The organism is Flavobacterium cyanobacteriorum (genome assembly GCF_002251835.1).
GTDB classification, from domain to species: Bacteria; Bacteroidota; Bacteroidia; order Flavobacteriales; family Flavobacteriaceae; genus Flavobacterium; species Flavobacterium cyanobacteriorum.
Genome location: NZ_NOXV01000304.1, coordinates 1 through 18,960, shown reverse-complemented (window position 1 = coordinate 18,960; position 18,960 = coordinate 1). Strand labels below are relative to the sequence as shown.

Below are 18,960 nucleotides of genomic sequence, written 5' to 3'. Positions count from 1 at the left end.
TTAATAGTTATATTCCTCTTTCGGAGTTAAAAGCTCATTGTATTCTTCTTTAGACCCTACAATAGTGTTATCATAGTCCCTCATACCTGTACCTGCAGGTATCCTGTGCCCTACAATAACGTTCTCTTTAAGGCCTTCAAGCGCATCTATTTTACCTGCTACGGCTGCTTCGTTCAGTACTTTGGTAGTTTCCTGGAACGACGCCGCAGAGATGAACGACTTGGTTTGTAGTGATGCCCTTGTAATACCCTGAAGTACCGGTGTAGCCGTTGCCGGAACTACATCGCGCGCCACAACCTGCCTCTTGTCGTTACGCTTAAGGATAGAGTTCTCATCCCTTAGCTCACGAGGAGAAACGATCTGGCCCGGTTTCAGGTTCTCCGAGTCACCTGCGTCCTCAACCACCTTCATGCCATATAGCTTATCATTTTCTTCGATAAAGTCTGATGTATGGATGAGCTGGTCTTCAAGGAACAATGTATCTCCCGGATCCTGAACCTGTACTTTACGCATCATCTGGCGGATTACCACTTCAAAGTGCTTGTCGTTGATCTTCACACCCTGAAGGCGGTAAACCTCCTGTATCTCGTTTACAAGGTACTGCTGTACGGCAGACGGCCCCTGAATACGAAGGATATCATCCGGTGTAATGGCACCGTCAGATAGCGGCATACCGGCTTTAACGTAGTCATTCTCCTGTACAAGGATCTGGTTCGAAAGCTTCACAAGATATTTCTTGATCTCTCCAAACTTAGATTCAATAATGATCTCGCGGTTACCCCTCTTGATCTTACCGAATGAAACCACACCGTCAATTTCTGATACCACAGCCGGGTTACTTGGGTTACGCGCTTCAAGAAGCTCGGTAATCCTTGGTAAACCACCCGTAATATCGCCCGCTTTAGAAGAACGCCTTGGTATCTTCACAAGGATCTTACCGGCCTTAATCTTCTCGCCATTGTCAACCATAAGGTGGGCACCCACCGGAAGGTTGTACGAACGGATAAGCTCATTGTCTTTTCCGTAGATCAATAGCGTAGGGATAAGCTTTTTATTCCTTGCTTCAGAGATTACTTTCTCCTGGAATCCGGTCTGCTCATCAATCTCAACCATGAACGATTGTCCCTGCTCGATATCTTCATAAGCTACCTTACCGGTAAATTCAGAGATAATAACCCCGTTATATGGATCCCACTTACATATTACAGTCCCTTTATCAACCACATCGCCGTCTTTCACGTAAATGCTTGAACCGTAAGGTATGTTGTGTGTATTTAAAACAATTCCTGTATTTTCGTCAACAAGCTTAAGTTCGGTAGAACGTGATACCACGATGTCTACTTCATTGCCCTCATTGTCTTCGCCTTTAACCGTTTTAAGGTCTTCAATCTCCAGCCTTCCGCGGAACTTGGTTACAATGCTTGATTCCTCAGAAATGTTACCCGCAGTACCACCCACGTGGAAGGTACGGAGCGTAAGCTGTGTACCCGGCTCACCGATAGACTGTGCCGCAATAACACCTACTGCCTCACCTTTCTGTGTCATTTTACCAGTAGCAAGGTTACGGCCGTAACACTTGGCACAGATACCTTTTGTAGCCTCGCAGGTAAGCGGTGAACGCACCTCAACAGCCTCAATAGGGGCAGCAGTTATAGCCCTTACTTCAGCTTCGGTTATCTGCTCGCCGGCATGTACCAGTATATCGCTGGTAAGCGGGTTCACTACATCATGCAGCGCCACGCGGCCAAGTATCCTTTCTCCAAGGGTTTCAACAACCTCTTCGTTCTTTTTAAGCGCAGTAACCTCAATACCCCTTAGCGTGCCGCAGTCAACCGAGTTAACAATAACATCCTGCGATACGTCATGAAGCCTACGGGTAAGGTAACCCGCGTCAGCCGTTTTAAGAGCGGTATCCGCAAGACCTTTACGTGCACCGTGGGTAGAGATAAAGTACTCAAGGATCGAAAGGCCTTCCTTAAAGTTAGAAAGGATAGGGTTCTCGATAATTTCACCACCACCGGCAGTTGATTTTTTAGGCTTGGCCATCAAACCACGCATACCTGTAAGCTGGCGTATCTGTTCTTTAGAACCCCTCGCACCAGAGTCAAGCATCATGTACACCGAGTTAAATCCTTGCTGGTCTTCGCGGATGTTCTTCATGGCAAGCTCAGTAAGCAATGCGTTGGTAGAAGTCCACACGTCAATAACCTGGTTGTAACGCTCGTTGTTAGTAATAAGCCCCATGTTATAGTTCATGGTGATAGCCTCAACCTGCTCGTTAGCATCAGCAATAAGCTCCTCTTTCCTGTCCGGGATAATAATATCACCTAAGCTGAATGACAAACCGCCTTTGAAAGCGAATTTGTAACCCATATCTTTCATGTTATCAAGGAACGCGGCAGTAGTAGGCACATCGGTAACACTTAAAATCTTACCGATAATATCCCTTAATGATTTTTTGGTCAATACCTCATTAATATATCCTGCAGCTTCAGGCACTACTTCATTAAACAGTACCCTTCCGGCTGTTGTCTGGATTATTTTCCATACAAGCTCGCCATTCTCATTAAAGTCCTTGGCACGTATTTTCACACGGGCGTTAAGGTCAAGCCTGCCTTCGTTTAGGGCAATGTTCACCTCTTCAGCCGAGTAGAATGTAAGGCCTTCTCCCTTAACAACATAATCAGGTGTAGAAAGGCGCTCTTTGGTCATGTAATAAAGACCAAGTACCATGTCCTGAGACGGTACAGTGATAGGCGCACCGTTAGCCGGGTTAAGGATATTGTGTGAAGCAAGCATTAACAGCTGTGCCTCAAGTATAGCCTCAGGGCCAAGCGGCAGGTGAACCGCCATCTGGTCACCGTCAAAGTCAGCATTAAACGCCGTACATACTAACGGGTGCAGCTGGATAGCCTTACCTTCAATAAGTTTCGGCTGGAATGCCTGGATACCTAAACGGTGAAGCGTAGGAGCCCTGTTTAGCAGTACCGGGTGGCCTTTAATTACGTTTTCAAGGATATCCCATACTACCGGCTCTTTTTTATCAATGATCTTTTTAGCCGACTTCACTGTCTTAACAATACCACGCTCTATCAGTTTCCTGATAACAAACGGCTTGTAAAGCTCAGCAGCCATATCTTTTGGAAGGCCACACTCAAACAGTTTCATTTCAGGGCCAACAACAATTACCGAACGCGCTGAATAGTCAACACGCTTACCAAGCAGGTTTTGACGGAAACGTCCCTGCTTACCTTTAAGTGAATCTGAAAGTGATTTTAGCGGCCTGTTTGATTCTGTTTTCACCGCCGATGCTTTCCTTGTATTGTCGAACAGCGAGTCAACAGATTCCTGTAGCATACGCTTTTCGTTACGAAGAATTACTTCAGGGGCTTTTATTTCCATCAGCCTTTTCAGACGGTTGTTACGGATAATTACCCTACGGTAAAGGTCATTAAGGTCAGACGTAGCGAAACGTCCGCCGTCAAGCGGTACAAGCGGTCGAAGCTCTGGCGGGATAACAGGTATAACTTTAAGGATCATCCATTCAGGGCGGTTTTCCCTGTTCATGTTGCTTTCGCGGAATGATTCAACTACCTGCAGCCTTTTAAGCGCTTCAGTTTTACGCTGCTTTGATGTTTCGTTGTTAGCGCTGTGGCGAAGCTCATACGAAAGTGCGTCAAGGTCAATCCTTGCCAGCAGGTCCATAATACACTCCGCACCCATTTTAGCAATAAACTTGTTAGGGTCGCTGTCGTCTAAATATTGGTTTTCCATAGGAAGAGAGTCCAGTATATTCAGGTACTCTTCCTCTGTTAAAAAGTCAAGTGTGTTAAGTGTTTCCCCGTCAGGGCCTTTGGCAATACCGGGCTGTATAACCACATACCTTTCATAGTATATGATCATGTCAAGCTTTTTAGACGGAAGGCCAAGAAGGTAGCCTATTTTGTTAGGCAGTGAGCGGAAATACCATATGTGTGCAATAGGCACTATAAGATTGATATGCCCTACCCTGTCACGACGTACTTTCTTTTCGGTAACTTCTACCCCGCAACGGTCACAAACGATACCTTTATAACGTATCCTTTTGTACTTGCCGCAGGCACATTCAAAATCCTTTACCGGACCGAAGATACGCTCGCAGAAAAGACCGTCCCTTTCAGGCTTGTGTGTACGATAGTTAATGGTTTCCGGCTTTAAAACCTCACCCCTTGATTCTGCCAGGATTGACTCCGGTGAAGCAAGGCCTATCGAAATCTGGTTAAATCTCTTAACCGTATTTTTATCTTTTAATCTTGTCATGATAACGAAATATCAATTATATTAAAAACGTATAGAATGGGAACGGAGCCAGGGCCCCGTTCCCGTGTAATTATTCTTCTAACCTGATGTCAAGCCCAAGGCCTTTCAGTTCGTGCATCAACACGTTGAAAGATTCAGGCAGACCAGGTTCCGGCATGGTTTCACCCTTAACGATAGCCTCGTAAGTTTTAGCCCTTCCGATAACGTCATCTGATTTAACAGTAAGGATTTCCCTAAGTGTGCTTGATGCACCGTATGCCTCAAGGGCCCAAACCTCCATCTCACCAAAACGCTGGCCACCAAACTGTGCCTTACCTCCAAGAGGCTGCTGCGTAATAAGCGAGTACGGACCGATTGAACGTGCGTGCATCTTATCATCAACCATGTGGCCCAGCTTAAGCATGTAGATAACACCTACAGTTGCCGGCTGGTGGAAACGCTCACCTGTACCCCCATCATAAAGATATGTATGGCCAAAGCGCGGTATACCTGCCTCATCAGTCAGTTTATTGATTTCATCAAGGGTAGCACCATCAAAAATAGGAGTAGCGAACTTTTTGCCTAATTTTAAACCGGCCCATCCTAAAACAGTTTCATATATCTGCCCGATGTTCATACGCGAAGGTACCCCAAGCGGGTTAAGCACAATGTCAACCGGCGTTCCATCTTCAAGGAACGGCATGTCTTCCTCACGTACAATTTTGGCTACAATACCTTTGTTACCGTGGCGGCCCGCCATCTTATCACCCACTTTCAGCTTACGTTTTTTAGCAATGTAAACCTTGGCAAGTTTCAAAATTCCTGACGGAAGCTCATCTCCCACAGTAATGGTAAATTTCTCCCTCCTGAGCGCACCCTGAAGGTCGTTAAGCTTTATCTTGTAGTTGTGGATAAGGTCGTTAACCATTGCATTGGTTTCATCATCCGTAGTCCACTGGCCTTTGGTAAGGTGTGCAAAATCCTCAACCGCGTAAAGCATCTTCTGGGTAAATTTCTTGCCTTTTGGCAGTACTTCCTCACCCAGGTCGTTCATAACTCCCTGCGAAGTTTTACCGTTAACTATATTAAACAGCTTGTCAATCAGCCTGTCTTTAAGCTCGTTGAACTTAACCTCAAACTCCATTTCAAGCTTTCCTAAATCATCTTTATCTTTTGTACGCTTACGCTTATCTTTAACGGCGCGTGCAAAAAGTTTTTTATCAAGAACCACGCCATGAAGAGACGGAGAGGCTTTTAGTGAAGCATCTTTTACGTCACCTGCCTTGTCACCAAATATGGCGCGTAGCAGCTTCTCTTCCGGAGTTGGGTCTGATTCTCCTTTAGGGGTAATCTTACCTATAAGGATGTCGCCTGGCTTAACTTCGGCACCAATCCTTATCATACCGTTCTCATCAAGGTCTTTAGTAGCCTCTTCCGATACGTTAGGTATATCATTGGTAAGCTCCTCGTTACCCAGCTTGGTATCCCTTACCTCCAGTGAATAATCATCTACGTGTATTGAGGTAAAGATATCATCGCGAACCACTTTTTCAGAAATCACGATAGCATCCTCAAAGTTGTAGCCTTTCCATGGCATAAATGCCACCTGCAGGTTACGCCCAAGGGCAAGCTCACCATTTTGCGTGGCATAGCCTTCGCAAAGCACCTGGCCCGGCACTACCCTGTCACCTTTGCGTACAATAGGCTTAAGGTTTATGCTCGTGCTCTGGTTGGTCTTCCTGAATTTTATAAGCTGGTACGTTTTCTCATCCGGGTCAAAACTAACCATCCTTTCACGGTCAGTCCTGTCATATTTAATAGTAATTTGGTTAGCATCTACATACTCAACAGTACCATGCCCTTCAGCATTTATAAGTACCCTTGAATCTGAAGCTACCTGACGTTCAAGGCCTGTTCCTACAATTGGCGACTCAGGACGCAGCAATGGTACGGCCTGGCGCATCATGTTCGAGCCCATCAGCGCACGGTTAGCGTCATCATGCTCAAGGAACGGGATAAGCGATGCTGATATGGAAGCAATCTGGTTAGGTGCCACATCAGTATAATGTACTGCTGTTGGCTCCACTACCGGGAAGTCGCCTTCCTCACGGGCAATTACCCTTTCGGCAGTAATAGTACCATCATTACCCATTTCAGTATTAGCCTGGGCTATAAGTTTGCCTTCTTCCTCTTCAGCGCTTAAGTAGATAGGTTCAGACTCTAAATCCACCTTTCCGTTCTCAACCTTGCGGTACGGGGTTTCAATAAAGCCCATTCCGTTCACCTTGGCATAAACACCAAGCGAAGATATCAGACCGATGTTCGGACCTTCAGGCGTTTCAATAGGACATAAACGTCCATAGTGTGTATAGTGAACGTCACGTACCTCGAAACCTGCCCTTTCACGCGAAAGACCACCCGGACCAAGTGCAGAAAGCCTGCGCTTGTGGGTTATCTCTGCCAACGGGTTTGTCTGGTCCATGAACTGCGACAGCTGGTTGGTACCAAAGAAAGAGTTTATAACCGACGACAATGTTTTGGCATTGATAAGGTCGATTGGTGTAAACACCTCGTTATCCCTCACGTTCATACGCTCCCTTATAGTCCTTGCCATACGGGCAAGGCCTACACCGAACTGTGCTGACAGCTGCTCGCCAACCGTCCTTACGCGGCGGTTTGACAAGTGGTCGATATCGTCAATCTCTGCTTTAGAGTTGATAAGCTCGATAAGGTATTTAACTATGGTAATGATATCTTCTTTGGTAAGCACCTGCTTTTCCATCGGGATATCAAGGCCAAGCTTTTTGTTCATCCTGTAGCGGCCTACTTCACCCAGGTTGTAACGCTGGTCAGAGAAGAACAGTTTATCTATAATGCCACGAGCCGTTTCCTCATCAGGTGGTTCTGCGTTACGCAGCTGACGGTAAATGTGCTCTACGGCCTCTTTTTCTGAGTTGGTAGGGTCTTTTTGAAGCGTGTTATGGATAATGGCATAATCAGCCTGGTTATTATCCTCCTTGTGTAGCAGGATTGATTTCACGTTAGACTCTATGATCTCCTCAACATTATCTTTATCGATAATAGTATCACGGTCTAATATGATCTCGTTACGCTCAATAGAAACCACCTCGCCTGTATCCTCATCCACAAAATCCTCATGCCATGTATTCAATACACGCGCGGCAAGCCTTCTGCCTACATATTTTTTAAGGCCTGTTTTTGAAACCTTGATCTCTTCAGCAAGGTCAAAAATTTCAAGGATATCTTTATCCCTTTCAAAGCCTATGGCGCGGAAAAGCGTGGTTACAGGAAGTTTTTTCTTCCTGTCGATATACGCATACATCACATTGTTGATGTCAGTAGCAAATTCAATCCACGAACCTTTAAAAGGAATTACCCTTGCCGAATATAATTTTGTACCGTTTGCATGGAATGACTGACCGAAGAAAACTCCCGGAGACCTGTGCAGCTGCGATACTACAACACGCTCAGCACCGTTGATAACAAAAGTACCGCTTGGCGTCATGTAAGGGATGGTACCCAGGTAAACGTCCTGTACAATAGTTTCAAAATCTTCATGCTCAGGGTCAGTACAATACAGCTTTAACCTTGCTTTAAGGGGAACGCTATAGGTAAGCCCTCTGTCAATACACTCTTCAATTGTATATCTTGGCGGATCAACAAAGTAATCAAGGAACTCCAACACAAACTGATTTCTTGTATCAGTAATCGGAAAGTTTTCCATGAAGGTGTTATATAGACCTTCGTTGCCTCGCTCATCAGATTTAGTTTCAAGCTGAAAAAAATCTTTAAACGATTTTACCTGAATATCCAGGAAATCCGGGTAAGCAGGAATGTTCTTGGTCGAGGCAAAATTTAATCTTTCAGTCTGATTTGTTATCATCAATGGACAAAATTTTGATTAAAATAATTGAGAAAAGAACGTATAAAATGTTATTATACGAAAAATGGTTTAGGCCTTTGAGAGTGCTTCTCAAGGCCTAAACCTGGGTTTTTAACCGTAGTAAGCTTATTTAAGCTCAACAACAGCTCCGGCTTCTTCCAGAGACTTTTTAAGGCCTTCGGCCTCATCTTTAGAAACGCCTTCTTTTACGTTTGCAGGAGCACCGTCTACAAGGTCTTTAGCTTCTTTAAGACCTAGGCCTGTAAGCTCTTTTACAGCTTTAACTACAGCAAGCTTAGAAGCGCCAGCATCTTTAAGAACTACAGTAAACTCAGTTTGCTCAGCAGCAGCAGCAGTGTCACCACCACCTGCAACAGGGCCGGCTACAGCTACAGCAGCAGCTGCAGGCTCAATGCCATACTCCTCTTTTAGTATTGTAGCAAGTTCGTTAACTTCTTTAACTGTAAGGTTAACTAATTGTTCTGCGAATTGTTTCAAATCTGCCATTTTTCTATCGTTTTAAATAGTTTGTAATATATAATTTATTAAGTGCGTACTCGCGGATTTGTTATCTTTCTGATAACGTTTTAACAAGGCCTGCAATAGTGCTGCCGCCTGATTTAAGGGCAGAAACAACATTTTTAGCAGGAGACTGAAGAAGGCCGATGATTTCACCGATAACTTCGTCTTTAGATTTAAGTGCTACAAGGGCATCAAGCTGGTTGTCGCCTGTAAATACAGCTTCGTGTATATAAGCACCCTTAAGGATAGGCTTATCAGCTTTTTTGCGAAATTCCTTGATAACTTTAGCAGGAGCGTTGCCATTCTCTGCAATCATGATGGCAGTGTTGCCTTTAAGTACTGACGGAAGTTCGCCGTAATTATTTTCAACACTTTCCATTGCTTTTTCAAGCAGGGTGTTTTTAACTACCTCAAGCTTTATGCCCGCTTTAAAGCAAGCCCTCCTAAGGTTTGAAGTAGTTTCAGCATCAAGTCCTGAAATATCTGCAACATAAACCACGTTTGAACCGGATAACTGTGCAGTTAAATCTTCAATAACTCTTGATTTTTCTTCTCTGGTCATAATAAATATTTTTAACTACCAATTATACCGCTTTAGGGTCTAAAGCAATAGCAGGGCTCATAGTAGAAGAGATGTGGATACTCTTGATATATGTACCTTTTGCTGCAGTTGGTTTTAATTTTATTAATGTTTGTATAATTTCGTGAGCGTTCTCCGATATCTTGTCAGCATCAAAAGATACTTTCCCGATACCTGCATGAACGATACCCGTCTTATCAACTTTAAAGTCGATTTTACCTGATTTTACTTCCTGAACGGCTTTGCCAACCTCCATGGTTACAGTACCCGTTTTAGGGTTTGGCATAAGTCCGCGTGGACCAAGAATCCTACCAAGAGGACCAAGTTTACCCATTACGGCAGGCATAGTGATGATAACATCAACATCAGTCCAGCCGTCTTTTATTTTCTGAAGGTAATCATCTAAACCTACGTGGTCAGCGCCTGCAGCTTTAGCTTCAGCTTCTTTATCAGGAGTAACAAGCGCAAGCACCCTTACATCTTTACCTGTACCGTGTGGAAGTGTTACCACGCCCCTTACCATCTGGTTCGCTTTCCTTGGATCTACGCCCAAACGTACTGCGATGTCAACTGACTCGTCAAATTTTGCTGAAGCAACTGTTTTGATCAATGCAGAAGCATCTTTCAGCGAATACAGTTTGTTCTTCTCAATCTTTGCAGCAGCCTCTTTCTGTTTTTTTGTCAATTTTGCCATGTCTTCTTTTTCTTTTTAAGATTAAAAAGGAGCTGCTCCTGTTACTGTTATACCCATAGACCTTGCTGTACCTGCAACCATGCTCATAGCTTTCTCGATAGTGAAAGCATTAAGGTCCGGCATTTTGTCTTCTGCAATAGTCCTGATCTGATCCCAGGTAACACTTGCTACTTTTTTACGGTTAGGCTCACCTGAACCGCCTTTAAGCTTGGCAGCTTCCAGCAGCTGTATAGCAGCCGGTGGCGTTTTAACAACAAAATCGAAAGATTTGTCTTTGTACACAGTAATTTGTACTGGTAAAACTTTACCGGGCTTATCCTGGGTCCTGGCATTAAATTGCTTACAGAACTCCATGATGTTAACGCCCGCAGCTCCCAAAGCAGGTCCAACCGGTGGCGACGGATTCGCAGCACCTCCCTTAACTTGTAGTTTAACTACTTTACTAATTTCTTTAGCCATTTCTTTTAAAGATTAGCACATCTTCAATTGGAAGCGAGGATGTGATTTTTATAATAAGTGTAACAAAAATTATACTTTTTCAACCTGCATAAAGCTGAGTTCCAGCGGGGTCTTCCTTCCGAAGATCTTCACCATCACCTCCAGCTTACGCTTTTCTTCATTCACCTTTTCAACAGTGCCGTTAAACCCGTTGAAAGGACCATCAATAACCTTAATGGTTTCACCCACTGTAAAAGGTATCGAAACATTATCAGTCTTAACCGAAAGCTCATCAACCTTGCCAAGCATCCTGTTTACTTCAGACATACGAAGCGGTACCGCATCACCACCTTTGGTTTCACCCAAAAACCCGATAACACCGGTAATGGATTTGATAATATGCGGAATCTCACCTGTAAGGTTGGCCTCAATCATTACATATCCGGGGAAGTACACCCTGTCTTTGCTGATCTTTTTCCCGTCACGCACCTGCACAACCTTTTCAGTAGGAACAAGCACCTGCGAAATATAATCACTCATGCCAAGCCTGTTTATTTCAGTTTCGATGTAGTTCTTTACTTTGTTTTCCTGACCGCTTACCGCCCTAACCACATACCATTTTTTGACATTGTTATCAGTCATTGCAAGTAAATTAATTTTTTAAGAAACTATATATATTTGCCACAAGCACTTCAAAACCACGGTCTATACCGAAAGTAAGCAAAGCAAATATTACCGAAAAAACAGCAACAATAATAGTAAGGCGTTGTATCTCTGCCCACTCTGGCCAGGTAACATTTGTTTTAAGCTCAGCAAATGCTTCTGATATATAATTTGTAACCTTTGACATTGTATTTTGTTTTTGCACGGGTGGAGAGATTCGAACTCCCATCAACGGTTTTGGAGACCGCTATTCTACCCTTGAACTACACCCGTTTGTTAAAAGCCAGCCGGCGCACAGGCGCCGTGCTGGCTTTGTATATTTACCTAATTAAAAATTAGTCAAGGATTTCAGTTACCTGACCTGCACCTACCGTACGGCCACCTTCGCGGATAGCGAAACGAAGACCTACGCTTAGAGCGATTGGGCTAAGCAGCTGCACCTCGATAGTAAGGTTATCACCAGGCATTACCATCTCAACACCTGCAGGAAGAGAAATTGTTCCTGTTACGTCAGTTGTACGAACGTAGAACTGAGGGCGGTAGTTGTTGTGGAATGGAGTGTGGCGTCCACCTTCTTCTTTCTTAAGGATATAAACCTCAGCCTTAAATTTAGCGTGTGGCTTAACAGATCCTGGCTTGATGATTACCATACCACGACGGATATCAGCTTTATCAATACCACGAAGAAGAAGACCTACGTTGTCACCAGCTTCACCCCTGTCAAGGATCTTACGGAACATCTCAACACCAGTGATTGTTGAAGTAAGTTTGTCAGCACCCATACCGATAATCTCAACAGCGTCACCAGTGTTAGCAACACCTGTTTCAATACGGCCGGTAGCAACAGTACCACGACCAGTGATAGTGAATACGTCTTCAACAGGCATAAGGAAAGGTTTTTCAACGTCACGAACAGGAAGTTCAATCCAGTTGTCAACCGCATCCATAAGTTCCATTACAGTAGCAACCCATTTTGGCTCACCGTTAAGTGCACCAAGAGCAGAACCTTTAATTACAGGCCCGTTATCGCCATCATACTGGTAGAAGTTAAGAAGGTCACGGATTTCCATTTCAACAAGCTCAAGAAGCTCAGCATCGTCCACCATGTCCACTTTGTTCATAAAAACAACCATTCTAGGCACACCTACCTGGCGGCCAAGAAGGATGTGCTCACGTGTTTGTGGCATCGGTCCGTCAGTAGCAGCAACTACAAGGATAGCACCGTCCATCTGGGCAGCACCTGTAACCATGTTTTTAACGTAGTCAGCGTGACCAGGACAGTCAACGTGAGCGTAGTGACGGTTAGCAGTAGCATACTCTACGTGAGATGTATTAATTGTAATACCCCTTTCTTTTTCTTCAGGAGCGTTATCAATTTGGTCAAATGATTTAGCTTCAGAAAGACCTGCATCAGCCAATACTTTAGTAATAGCAGCAGTCAAAGTTGTTTTACCGTGGTCAACGTGTCCAATAGTACCTATATTAAGGTGGGGTTTGGAACGATCAAAAGTTTCCTTTGCCATGATTTAATAATTTAATCTTAGTTATATAATTAGTGTTCAAAATTTATACTTTGAGCCAATGACGGGATTTGAACCCGTGACCTCTTCCTTACCAAGGAAGCACTCTACCCCTGAGCTACACCGGCAACTTATCCTTCATTTTAAATTTTAAATGGAGAAATTTTAAATTAGCCCGAAGGTCATTCAACATTTAAAAATTCATAATTAAAANAGAATTTAGGTTGTGTTGTAAGAAAAAAGAAATTAATGCCAATGTTTGTTTTAATAAACGAAACGCAAAAGCTAACAGGGATGAATATTTTGACCCATTACTTTATAAGGAACGGTATAAAATCGAAAGGGCAAACGCCTGGATGGATAGCTTTAGGTCGTTGTTAAATCGATTTGACACAACAACCGCAAGCTGGTTAGGCTTTAATTACCTGGCTTTTACAATCATCGCACTAAAGAAATTTAATAAAATAAAAGTTTAAACCACTTCATCATTATAAATACAATTCCAACAAAAGATTTGGAATAATATGCTTTACAGAAATACAATTTCCAAAAGCATAACTTAACTATTGTTGTGATAACATTAATTAGCTTTTACAGCCTGCACGGTAACACCTAAATTTGATCCGAGAGGTAAACTGGACGAATCAATTAACATTGAAGATATATAGGGTAATCTACTGTTTCGTACGAAATTATAATTATCAGAACCATTTTCAAATAATAACCCTACATCCCTTCCGCCAATACTGTAGTTCTTTCCTGAGCTGGATGCCCCTAACCTGTAATAATCCACGCTCCAACTTGTCGCTCCGTTATTAATATCTGTCATGGCAGCATACATTGGGCTGGCATCAAATAGATTATTATTACTACTATTGCCATTGGTTGTCCATACAGGTGGGGTGCCACCCGCGGTATTGAAAGTTAAGTTCCTGGTGAAGTTAGAGTTAGTAATAGAATTACTAAAATTCATCTTCAGGAAAACATTATTTGTAAACAGAAGGTTATTACAACTAAAAAAAGCATTTAAGCTTCCATTAGTACCGTAGAATAAATTTTGGTCAAACAATATGTTATTACTACTACCATTATTAAAATTTGTAAGGCAATTTTCGGAAGTACCATAAAAAATCGTATTCCTGATTATCGAATTGGTTAATCTCTGGCCAGCCCCGTTTAAAGGCCTCGCAAAAAAACATCCTGATATTAGCAGATTTGAAATACTTGCGTTTACATGTAAAATATCACTAAAATAACACCTAATGAAACTTATACCGGATGACTCCATATAGATATTAGTTATGTTTCGGAACCAAATGCCTTCAAAAGTAGATGCTGCCCGCACATAATTTGTAGAAATACTAGTCCCATTTGGAGATTGCACCGGCGCGAATCCGGCCCCGAAAAAATAAAGCTTCTTTGCTGACTCATTATAGCCCAAAGTGTACGGTGTGGCGCTGGGAGCCAATAACAGCGTGTCGTTTGCAGCGGAAGCGTTGACGGCAGCATTAAGATTATTAAACTGCGCCACACCTCCGGGCACGTTACTAACTGTCCTGATAGTAGCATTCACTGCATTATTCAGGAAAAGTAAAAACAAGGTTAAAAGTAAAGTTTTTTTCATGGGTACTAATTTTTTGTTGAATGTTTATTTTGTAGTGGATTTATTATGGGGTTAATAACACAATTGTAATACTAATCCATATTAGTTAAGTCAGAAAAAAAATTATAGGAATTAATAGTTAGATATTAGTCACAATTAATAGTTAAATTTTTATTGACAAATGTATAATTTTTTTTGTATGATTTCAATAAAAATTTAAAGTTTTTCTCTTATTTTTTATGTTAAAAAACTGTAATTTAAACANGTGGCAGGATTCGAACCTGCGACCTCCTGGTCCCAAACCAGGCGCGATAACCGGGCTACGCTACACCCCGTATAATTTAGAGGTTGCAAATATACAATTTAATTTAATGTATCATGTCTTGTAGTGAATAATTTTAGTATGCTATGTAAAAAATACAAACTTATAATGCAATTAGTTAACTGTAGGCAGATACTATTTGCCCTGTCGCATGGTTTGTATATTTGTTCATTTAGCTTGCGGCTCATACTGTGTCCGCTAAAAATAATTATTATCGATAGCAGGAGGTAATATTGAATAATAATTTAAATATCATGACTTTAACTACCGATATAAATCAAAACTTATAACTTTAACAAAATTTTAAAATTTAATTGGCAACAATTTTAAAAAAAGTATATTTGATAAAATATTACTTCTGATGAAAAATTTCTTATCAATCTTATTATTTTGTATTTGTATAGCAGGTTACTCTCAAACAGACTACAGCTATGTTTATGACAGTAATGCCTTTATAGCTAAAGGAATACAACTCTATCAGGAAAAAAACTATAGTGCAGCGATAAAAGAATTTGATAAAGTTGATAAGAATGACCCAAAATATTATAATGCGCAGTATGAAAAGGCGCTGGTACTTGCGGCAGGTGATGATAAAGATGCTGCCGCAAAGTTTTTTGAGAATGCTTACAGTACAGGCATGATGGCAGAATTACCGGATTTTTATATAGCATACGGCTCATTTCTAAGCGACCAGAAACAATATGAAAAAGCTGAAACTTTATTTAAAGAGGCCGGAAATTATTTCCCTGAATATAGTGTATTGCTTTATAACATGGCATTATTATATGTCCGTATGGACAAACGGCAGAAAAGTGTTGAGCTTTTGGAAAGGGCTATACAAAACAACCCAAATCACGTTGGCTCACATTACCTGTTAGGTTTCATTGCCCTTGAAAACGGTAATATAACGGAAGGTACTATGGCCCTGCTGGCGTACCTAACACTAATGCCTGATGGCACCGCTAATGAAAACGTGATACAAAAGCTGAATCTCAAATATTCCGAAAATTATCTTGAAAAAGGTAAACTCGTTTTCTCGCCCAAAGGAGATGATTTCGCCGAAATCGAAGAGATTTTAAAAAATGGCCTCCCCTTAAAAAGTGCCTATAAAGTTAAATCAGCTTTTGATGACCCTATAATCCGCCAGGTTCAGGCCGTGGTTGAGTACTCAGCAGAACACAAAGAAAGGCAAGGATTTTTTGAAAGAATATATGTGCCGTGGCTGGCAGATATTGCAAGTAAAAAACAGTTTGAAGGCTTTTCTTATCACATACTATTGGGTGTCAGGGAAAGACTTGGTAAAAAGCTTACTGCACACAATAGCAAGATTAAAGACTATACCGAAAATTATTTGCAGAAAGGCTTTTGGGATGTATTTGCAAAACGGAGGGTAGACCTTTATGGCAGCCAGGAAGAAGTTGTTATTTACCTGCAGGATGGCAGGCCCGATTATTTTGGCAAAGAAGTTAATGGCAAAAAAATGGGCAGGTATAAGGTGCTGAATAAGTATGGCAACATAGCAGCTGAGCTTAATTTTGCTGATAATGAACTTGAAGGCGTACAGAAATATTATGGTTTGAAGGGTAAGCTTCTTGAAGAGAAAACATTTTCTAAAGGTAAGCTTAATGGGAAGCGTATCGTTTACTTCGAAAACGGCAACTTCAGGCTGATAGAATTTTACAAAGACGATAAGCTTGATGGGCTGTGTACAGGTTACTATATTAACGGGGGTAAAAGTGCAGAGGGAAATTTTTCCGCTGATTTGCGTGAAGGCCTGCATACAGAATATTATGAAAACGGCTCCAAAAAAACAGAAGCCAATTACCTCAAAGGCAAGTTAAACGGTAAATATGTATATTACGATATTACCGGGAATGTATCCAACGAGCAAAATTTTGTCAATGATGAACGCCAGGGTAAACTCGTGGAATACTATGATGGCAAAATCGTAAAAAGTGAAGCCGAATATGATAAAGGCGTTATTAAAAATGTGTACAGGGCTTTTTACCCCGATGGCTCCCTCAAAGAAGAAAGTAACTATGCCAACAGGGTTTTACAACATGTAGTGTATTATTATGGAGGCAAAAAATCATACGAGGTTGTGCTTGATAAAGAAGGCGCTCCTGTTTCATACATTTATTATGATGCTAAAGGGAACAAGTATTTTATAGAAAATTACAAAAAAGGCGAAATAAAAGCTGGAGAGCAGTTTACGGCTAATAATCCTCAGCCTGTAGAAGTTCCTGTAAATAAAGGCACATATACCGTCAAAACCCTGGAAGGCGATATAATTACATCGGGCAAGTTTAATAAAGGCCAAAAAATGGGTGAGTGGAACTACTTTTACCGTAGCGGCGTACCCAGAAGCAAAGAAAATTTTGAAAAAGGCTTGCAAAATGGCAAATCATATAATTATGGCCGGGATGGCCGCATAAATGTTGTGGCACACTATGTAAATGATACTTTGCAGGGCATATATGAAAACTATAGCAGCGGACACCTTACTAGTGTTTTCCACTATCGCGGGGGTCAGGCAAACGGCCCCTCAAGGTCTTATCATGAAGATGGTAAACTTTATGCAGAGAGTTTTTATATAAATGATGATTTATACTCAAAGCAGGTAAATTACCGGCAAAATGGTACTGTCAGCCAGATTGCCGATTATGTTCAAAACATTATGACAAAACTCCAGACTTTTAACACTGATGGCACAAAATCTAATGAACTTGATTTTACAAACAAGACCGGGAAAATAACTAACCATTATAACGGAGGTGCAGAAATCCACGAGTTCGAACTTAAAAACGGGGTATATAACGGCAAATATATTGTCAAAGAAAAAACAGGTAAAATAAGTGTTGAAGCGTACTATATCAACGGTAAAAGGCATGGCAAGTACCTTAAAGCTAATCCTGCGGGTGGCCCTTTGATAGAGCATGATTATTATGCCGGCCAACTCAACGGTGAGAGTAAGTTTTATGACCTTGCCGGTAACCTCAGGATGACCGACACATATCTTTTTGGTGAAAATACTGGTACAACAGTGCGTTATTATGCCCAGAAATCAAAGATGAGTGAGGTCAAACAGTTTAATGAAAACAAAGAAGGCGACATGAATTACTACAATAAAGAAGGCCAGCACATTCTCACATTAGGATATGAGCGGGACGAGCTTATCTATTATAGGATAATGGATAAAACCGGCAAACTTACAGATAAGGTTCCGGTAAAAGCACAAACAGCCGAAATAAAGTCAATATACCCAGGCGGCAGGACAGCTATCGAAATGAACTTTGTGAAAGGTAATTTAAACGGTAAGTTTGCCATATACAGCGCCGAAGGCAAACCTGAGTATGAAGCTAATTATGATATGGGGCTTTTACAGGGGGTGCGGAAAGAATACCATTCTAATGGCAAAGTATTTAAAAAAGAAAACTTTAAAGATTCATCTTACGAAGGCCTGCAGGAATATTTTGGCGAAGACGGCAAGCCTCTCATAAACGCAGAATATAAAAATGATGAATTACATGGAATCTGCAATATTTATAAAGCCGGTGTTGTGTCACAAACTAAACGATATGATTCAAATGTGCTTATCGAGATTAAATAAAAAGCTGTTTGCGGTATTAATCCCCCTGTTGGGTATGTACTCGGCGGCACAAGAGAAAGCAGCGTCATACCGGGATTATAAAAACTTATATGGCGATGTGAACGAACTGGTATCAGCAACAATATTACCTATGATATTTTTTTGGATAACAAGAAAATCAGGGTGCTACAGCATAATTACTATGAGTCCATGATTATGTCTGAAAACGGTATTCATAACAATGAAGAAAACTTCTCCTATTCAGGCCTTGTTAAACTAAATGAGTACGAGGCTTTTTCTATAGTAAATGATAAAGGAAAGGAAAAAAAAATTAAGGTAACCCAGGTTAATGACCGGCAAATGAATAGAAGGGGTATATTTTATGATGATGTAAGGGAAAAGCAGCTTATTTTTACCAATCTTGAAGCCGGCGCACGAAAGGTTTACAGCGTACAAACAGAATTTCTTGACCCCTTTCTCCTGCAAACCCACGTTTTTGGCAACAGCTTCCCCATGCTGAATTCTGTACTTGAAGTACGTGCAGATAAAGATATAAGCATAGGCTACAAGGTTTTTAATGATGCGGGCAATACCATAGAGTTTACAAAAACCGAAAAAAAAGGTAAATACATATACCGGTGGGCGCTCAAAAATGCCAAAGCTGTAAAGATAGAACCGGGCAATCCCGGCTTTCTCCATGTCATACCGCATATAGATTTATTTATAAAAGACTACAAAGCAGGGGATAAGAAGATTGACGTCCTGGATGATACCCCCAGGCTGTATGAATATTATAAATCTTTTTTAAGTACACGACAAAAATTGTATTAAATTAATTTCCAGCTTA

General features: G+C 41.6%; 12 protein-coding genes, 3 tRNA genes and 1 pseudogene. 3 read left to right on the top strand and 13 right to left on the bottom strand.

All coding sequences use genetic code 11. The features are described 5' to 3' along the window. The 11 genes from rpoC to CHU92_RS14350 form a co-directional block, all read right to left on the bottom strand. A complete protein-coding gene (rpoC, locus tag CHU92_RS14400; protein ID WP_094416780.1) occupies window positions 1-4,299 on the bottom strand; it encodes a DNA-directed RNA polymerase subunit beta' in 4,299 nt (1,432 codons plus the stop codon). Between the two features lie 70 nt (window positions 4,300-4,369). Continuing rightward, complete coding sequence (rpoB, locus tag CHU92_RS14395; protein ID WP_094416778.1) at window positions 4,370-8,182, bottom strand: DNA-directed RNA polymerase subunit beta; 3,813 nt, start codon at window positions 8,180-8,182, stop codon at window positions 4,370-4,372. A gap of 126 nt (window positions 8,183-8,308) precedes the next feature. Continuing rightward, window positions 8,309-8,689 (bottom strand): 50S ribosomal protein L7/L12, encoded by a 381-nt coding sequence (gene rplL / locus CHU92_RS14390; RefSeq protein WP_094416777.1) that lies wholly within the window; start codon window positions 8,687-8,689, stop codon window positions 8,309-8,311. Between the two features lie 61 nt (window positions 8,690-8,750). Continuing rightward, the gene (gene rplJ / locus CHU92_RS14385; RefSeq protein ID WP_094416775.1) at window positions 8,751-9,266 is read right to left on the bottom strand and encodes a 50S ribosomal protein L10; all 516 of its coding nucleotides are present in this window, start codon (window positions 9,264-9,266) and stop codon (window positions 8,751-8,753) included. A 22-nt stretch (window positions 9,267-9,288) separates the two neighbouring features. Then, window positions 9,289-9,978, bottom strand: a complete 690-nt coding sequence (gene rplA, locus CHU92_RS14380; protein ID WP_094416773.1) for a 50S ribosomal protein L1 — start codon at window positions 9,976-9,978, stop codon at window positions 9,289-9,291. Between the two features lie 21 nt (window positions 9,979-9,999). Beyond that, the gene (rplK, locus tag CHU92_RS14375; protein WP_094416771.1) at window positions 10,000-10,437 is read right to left on the bottom strand and encodes a 50S ribosomal protein L11; all 438 of its coding nucleotides are present in this window, start codon (window positions 10,435-10,437) and stop codon (window positions 10,000-10,002) included. 69 nt (window positions 10,438-10,506) lie between these two features. Next, entirely contained in the window at window positions 10,507-11,058 is a 552-nt protein-coding gene (gene nusG / locus CHU92_RS14370) for a transcription termination/antitermination protein NusG (RefSeq protein WP_094416769.1), read from the bottom strand. A gap of 10 nt (window positions 11,059-11,068) precedes the next feature. Further along, the gene (gene secE / locus CHU92_RS14365) at window positions 11,069-11,266 is read right to left on the bottom strand and encodes a preprotein translocase subunit SecE (protein ID WP_094416767.1); all 198 of its coding nucleotides are present in this window, start codon (window positions 11,264-11,266) and stop codon (window positions 11,069-11,071) included. Between the two features lie 15 nt (window positions 11,267-11,281). Then, a tRNA-Trp gene (locus CHU92_RS14360) sits at window positions 11,282-11,352 on the bottom strand. A 62-nt stretch (window positions 11,353-11,414) separates the two neighbouring features. After that, window positions 11,415-12,602 carry an elongation factor Tu gene (gene tuf / locus CHU92_RS14355; RefSeq protein ID WP_094416765.1) on the bottom strand — a complete coding sequence of 396 codons (1,188 nt, stop codon included), beginning with the start codon at window positions 12,600-12,602 and terminating at the stop codon, window positions 11,415-11,417. Between the two features lie 53 nt (window positions 12,603-12,655). Then, window positions 12,656-12,727 (bottom strand) — tRNA-Thr (locus CHU92_RS14350). A gap of 87 nt (window positions 12,728-12,814) precedes the next feature. On the opposite strand from CHU92_RS14350, the pseudogene CHU92_RS14345 reads away from it, so the two are divergent. After that, window positions 12,815-13,075, top strand: a pseudogene (locus CHU92_RS14345) (transposase); the annotation flags it as partial. Between the two features lie 104 nt (window positions 13,076-13,179). On the opposite strand, the gene CHU92_RS14340 reads toward CHU92_RS14345, so the two are convergent. Then, the gene (locus tag CHU92_RS14340; RefSeq protein ID WP_094416761.1) at window positions 13,180-14,223 is read right to left on the bottom strand and encodes a hypothetical protein; all 1,044 of its coding nucleotides are present in this window, start codon (window positions 14,221-14,223) and stop codon (window positions 13,180-13,182) included. A 239-nt stretch (window positions 14,224-14,462) separates the two neighbouring features. After that, window positions 14,463-14,538 (bottom strand) — tRNA-Pro (locus CHU92_RS14335). A gap of 347 nt (window positions 14,539-14,885) precedes the next feature. Between CHU92_RS14335 and CHU92_RS14330 the strand changes: the two genes are divergently transcribed. Then, window positions 14,886-18,134: a tetratricopeptide repeat protein gene (locus CHU92_RS14330; protein WP_094416759.1), complete on the top strand. Its 3,249-nt coding sequence runs from the start codon at window positions 14,886-14,888 to the stop codon at window positions 18,132-18,134. Window positions 18,135-18,275: 141 nt separating this feature from the next. Then, a complete protein-coding gene (locus tag CHU92_RS14325) occupies window positions 18,276-18,944 on the top strand; it encodes a DUF3857 domain-containing protein (protein ID WP_129583101.1) in 669 nt (222 codons plus the stop codon). Window positions 18,945-18,960 lie beyond the last annotated feature (16 nt).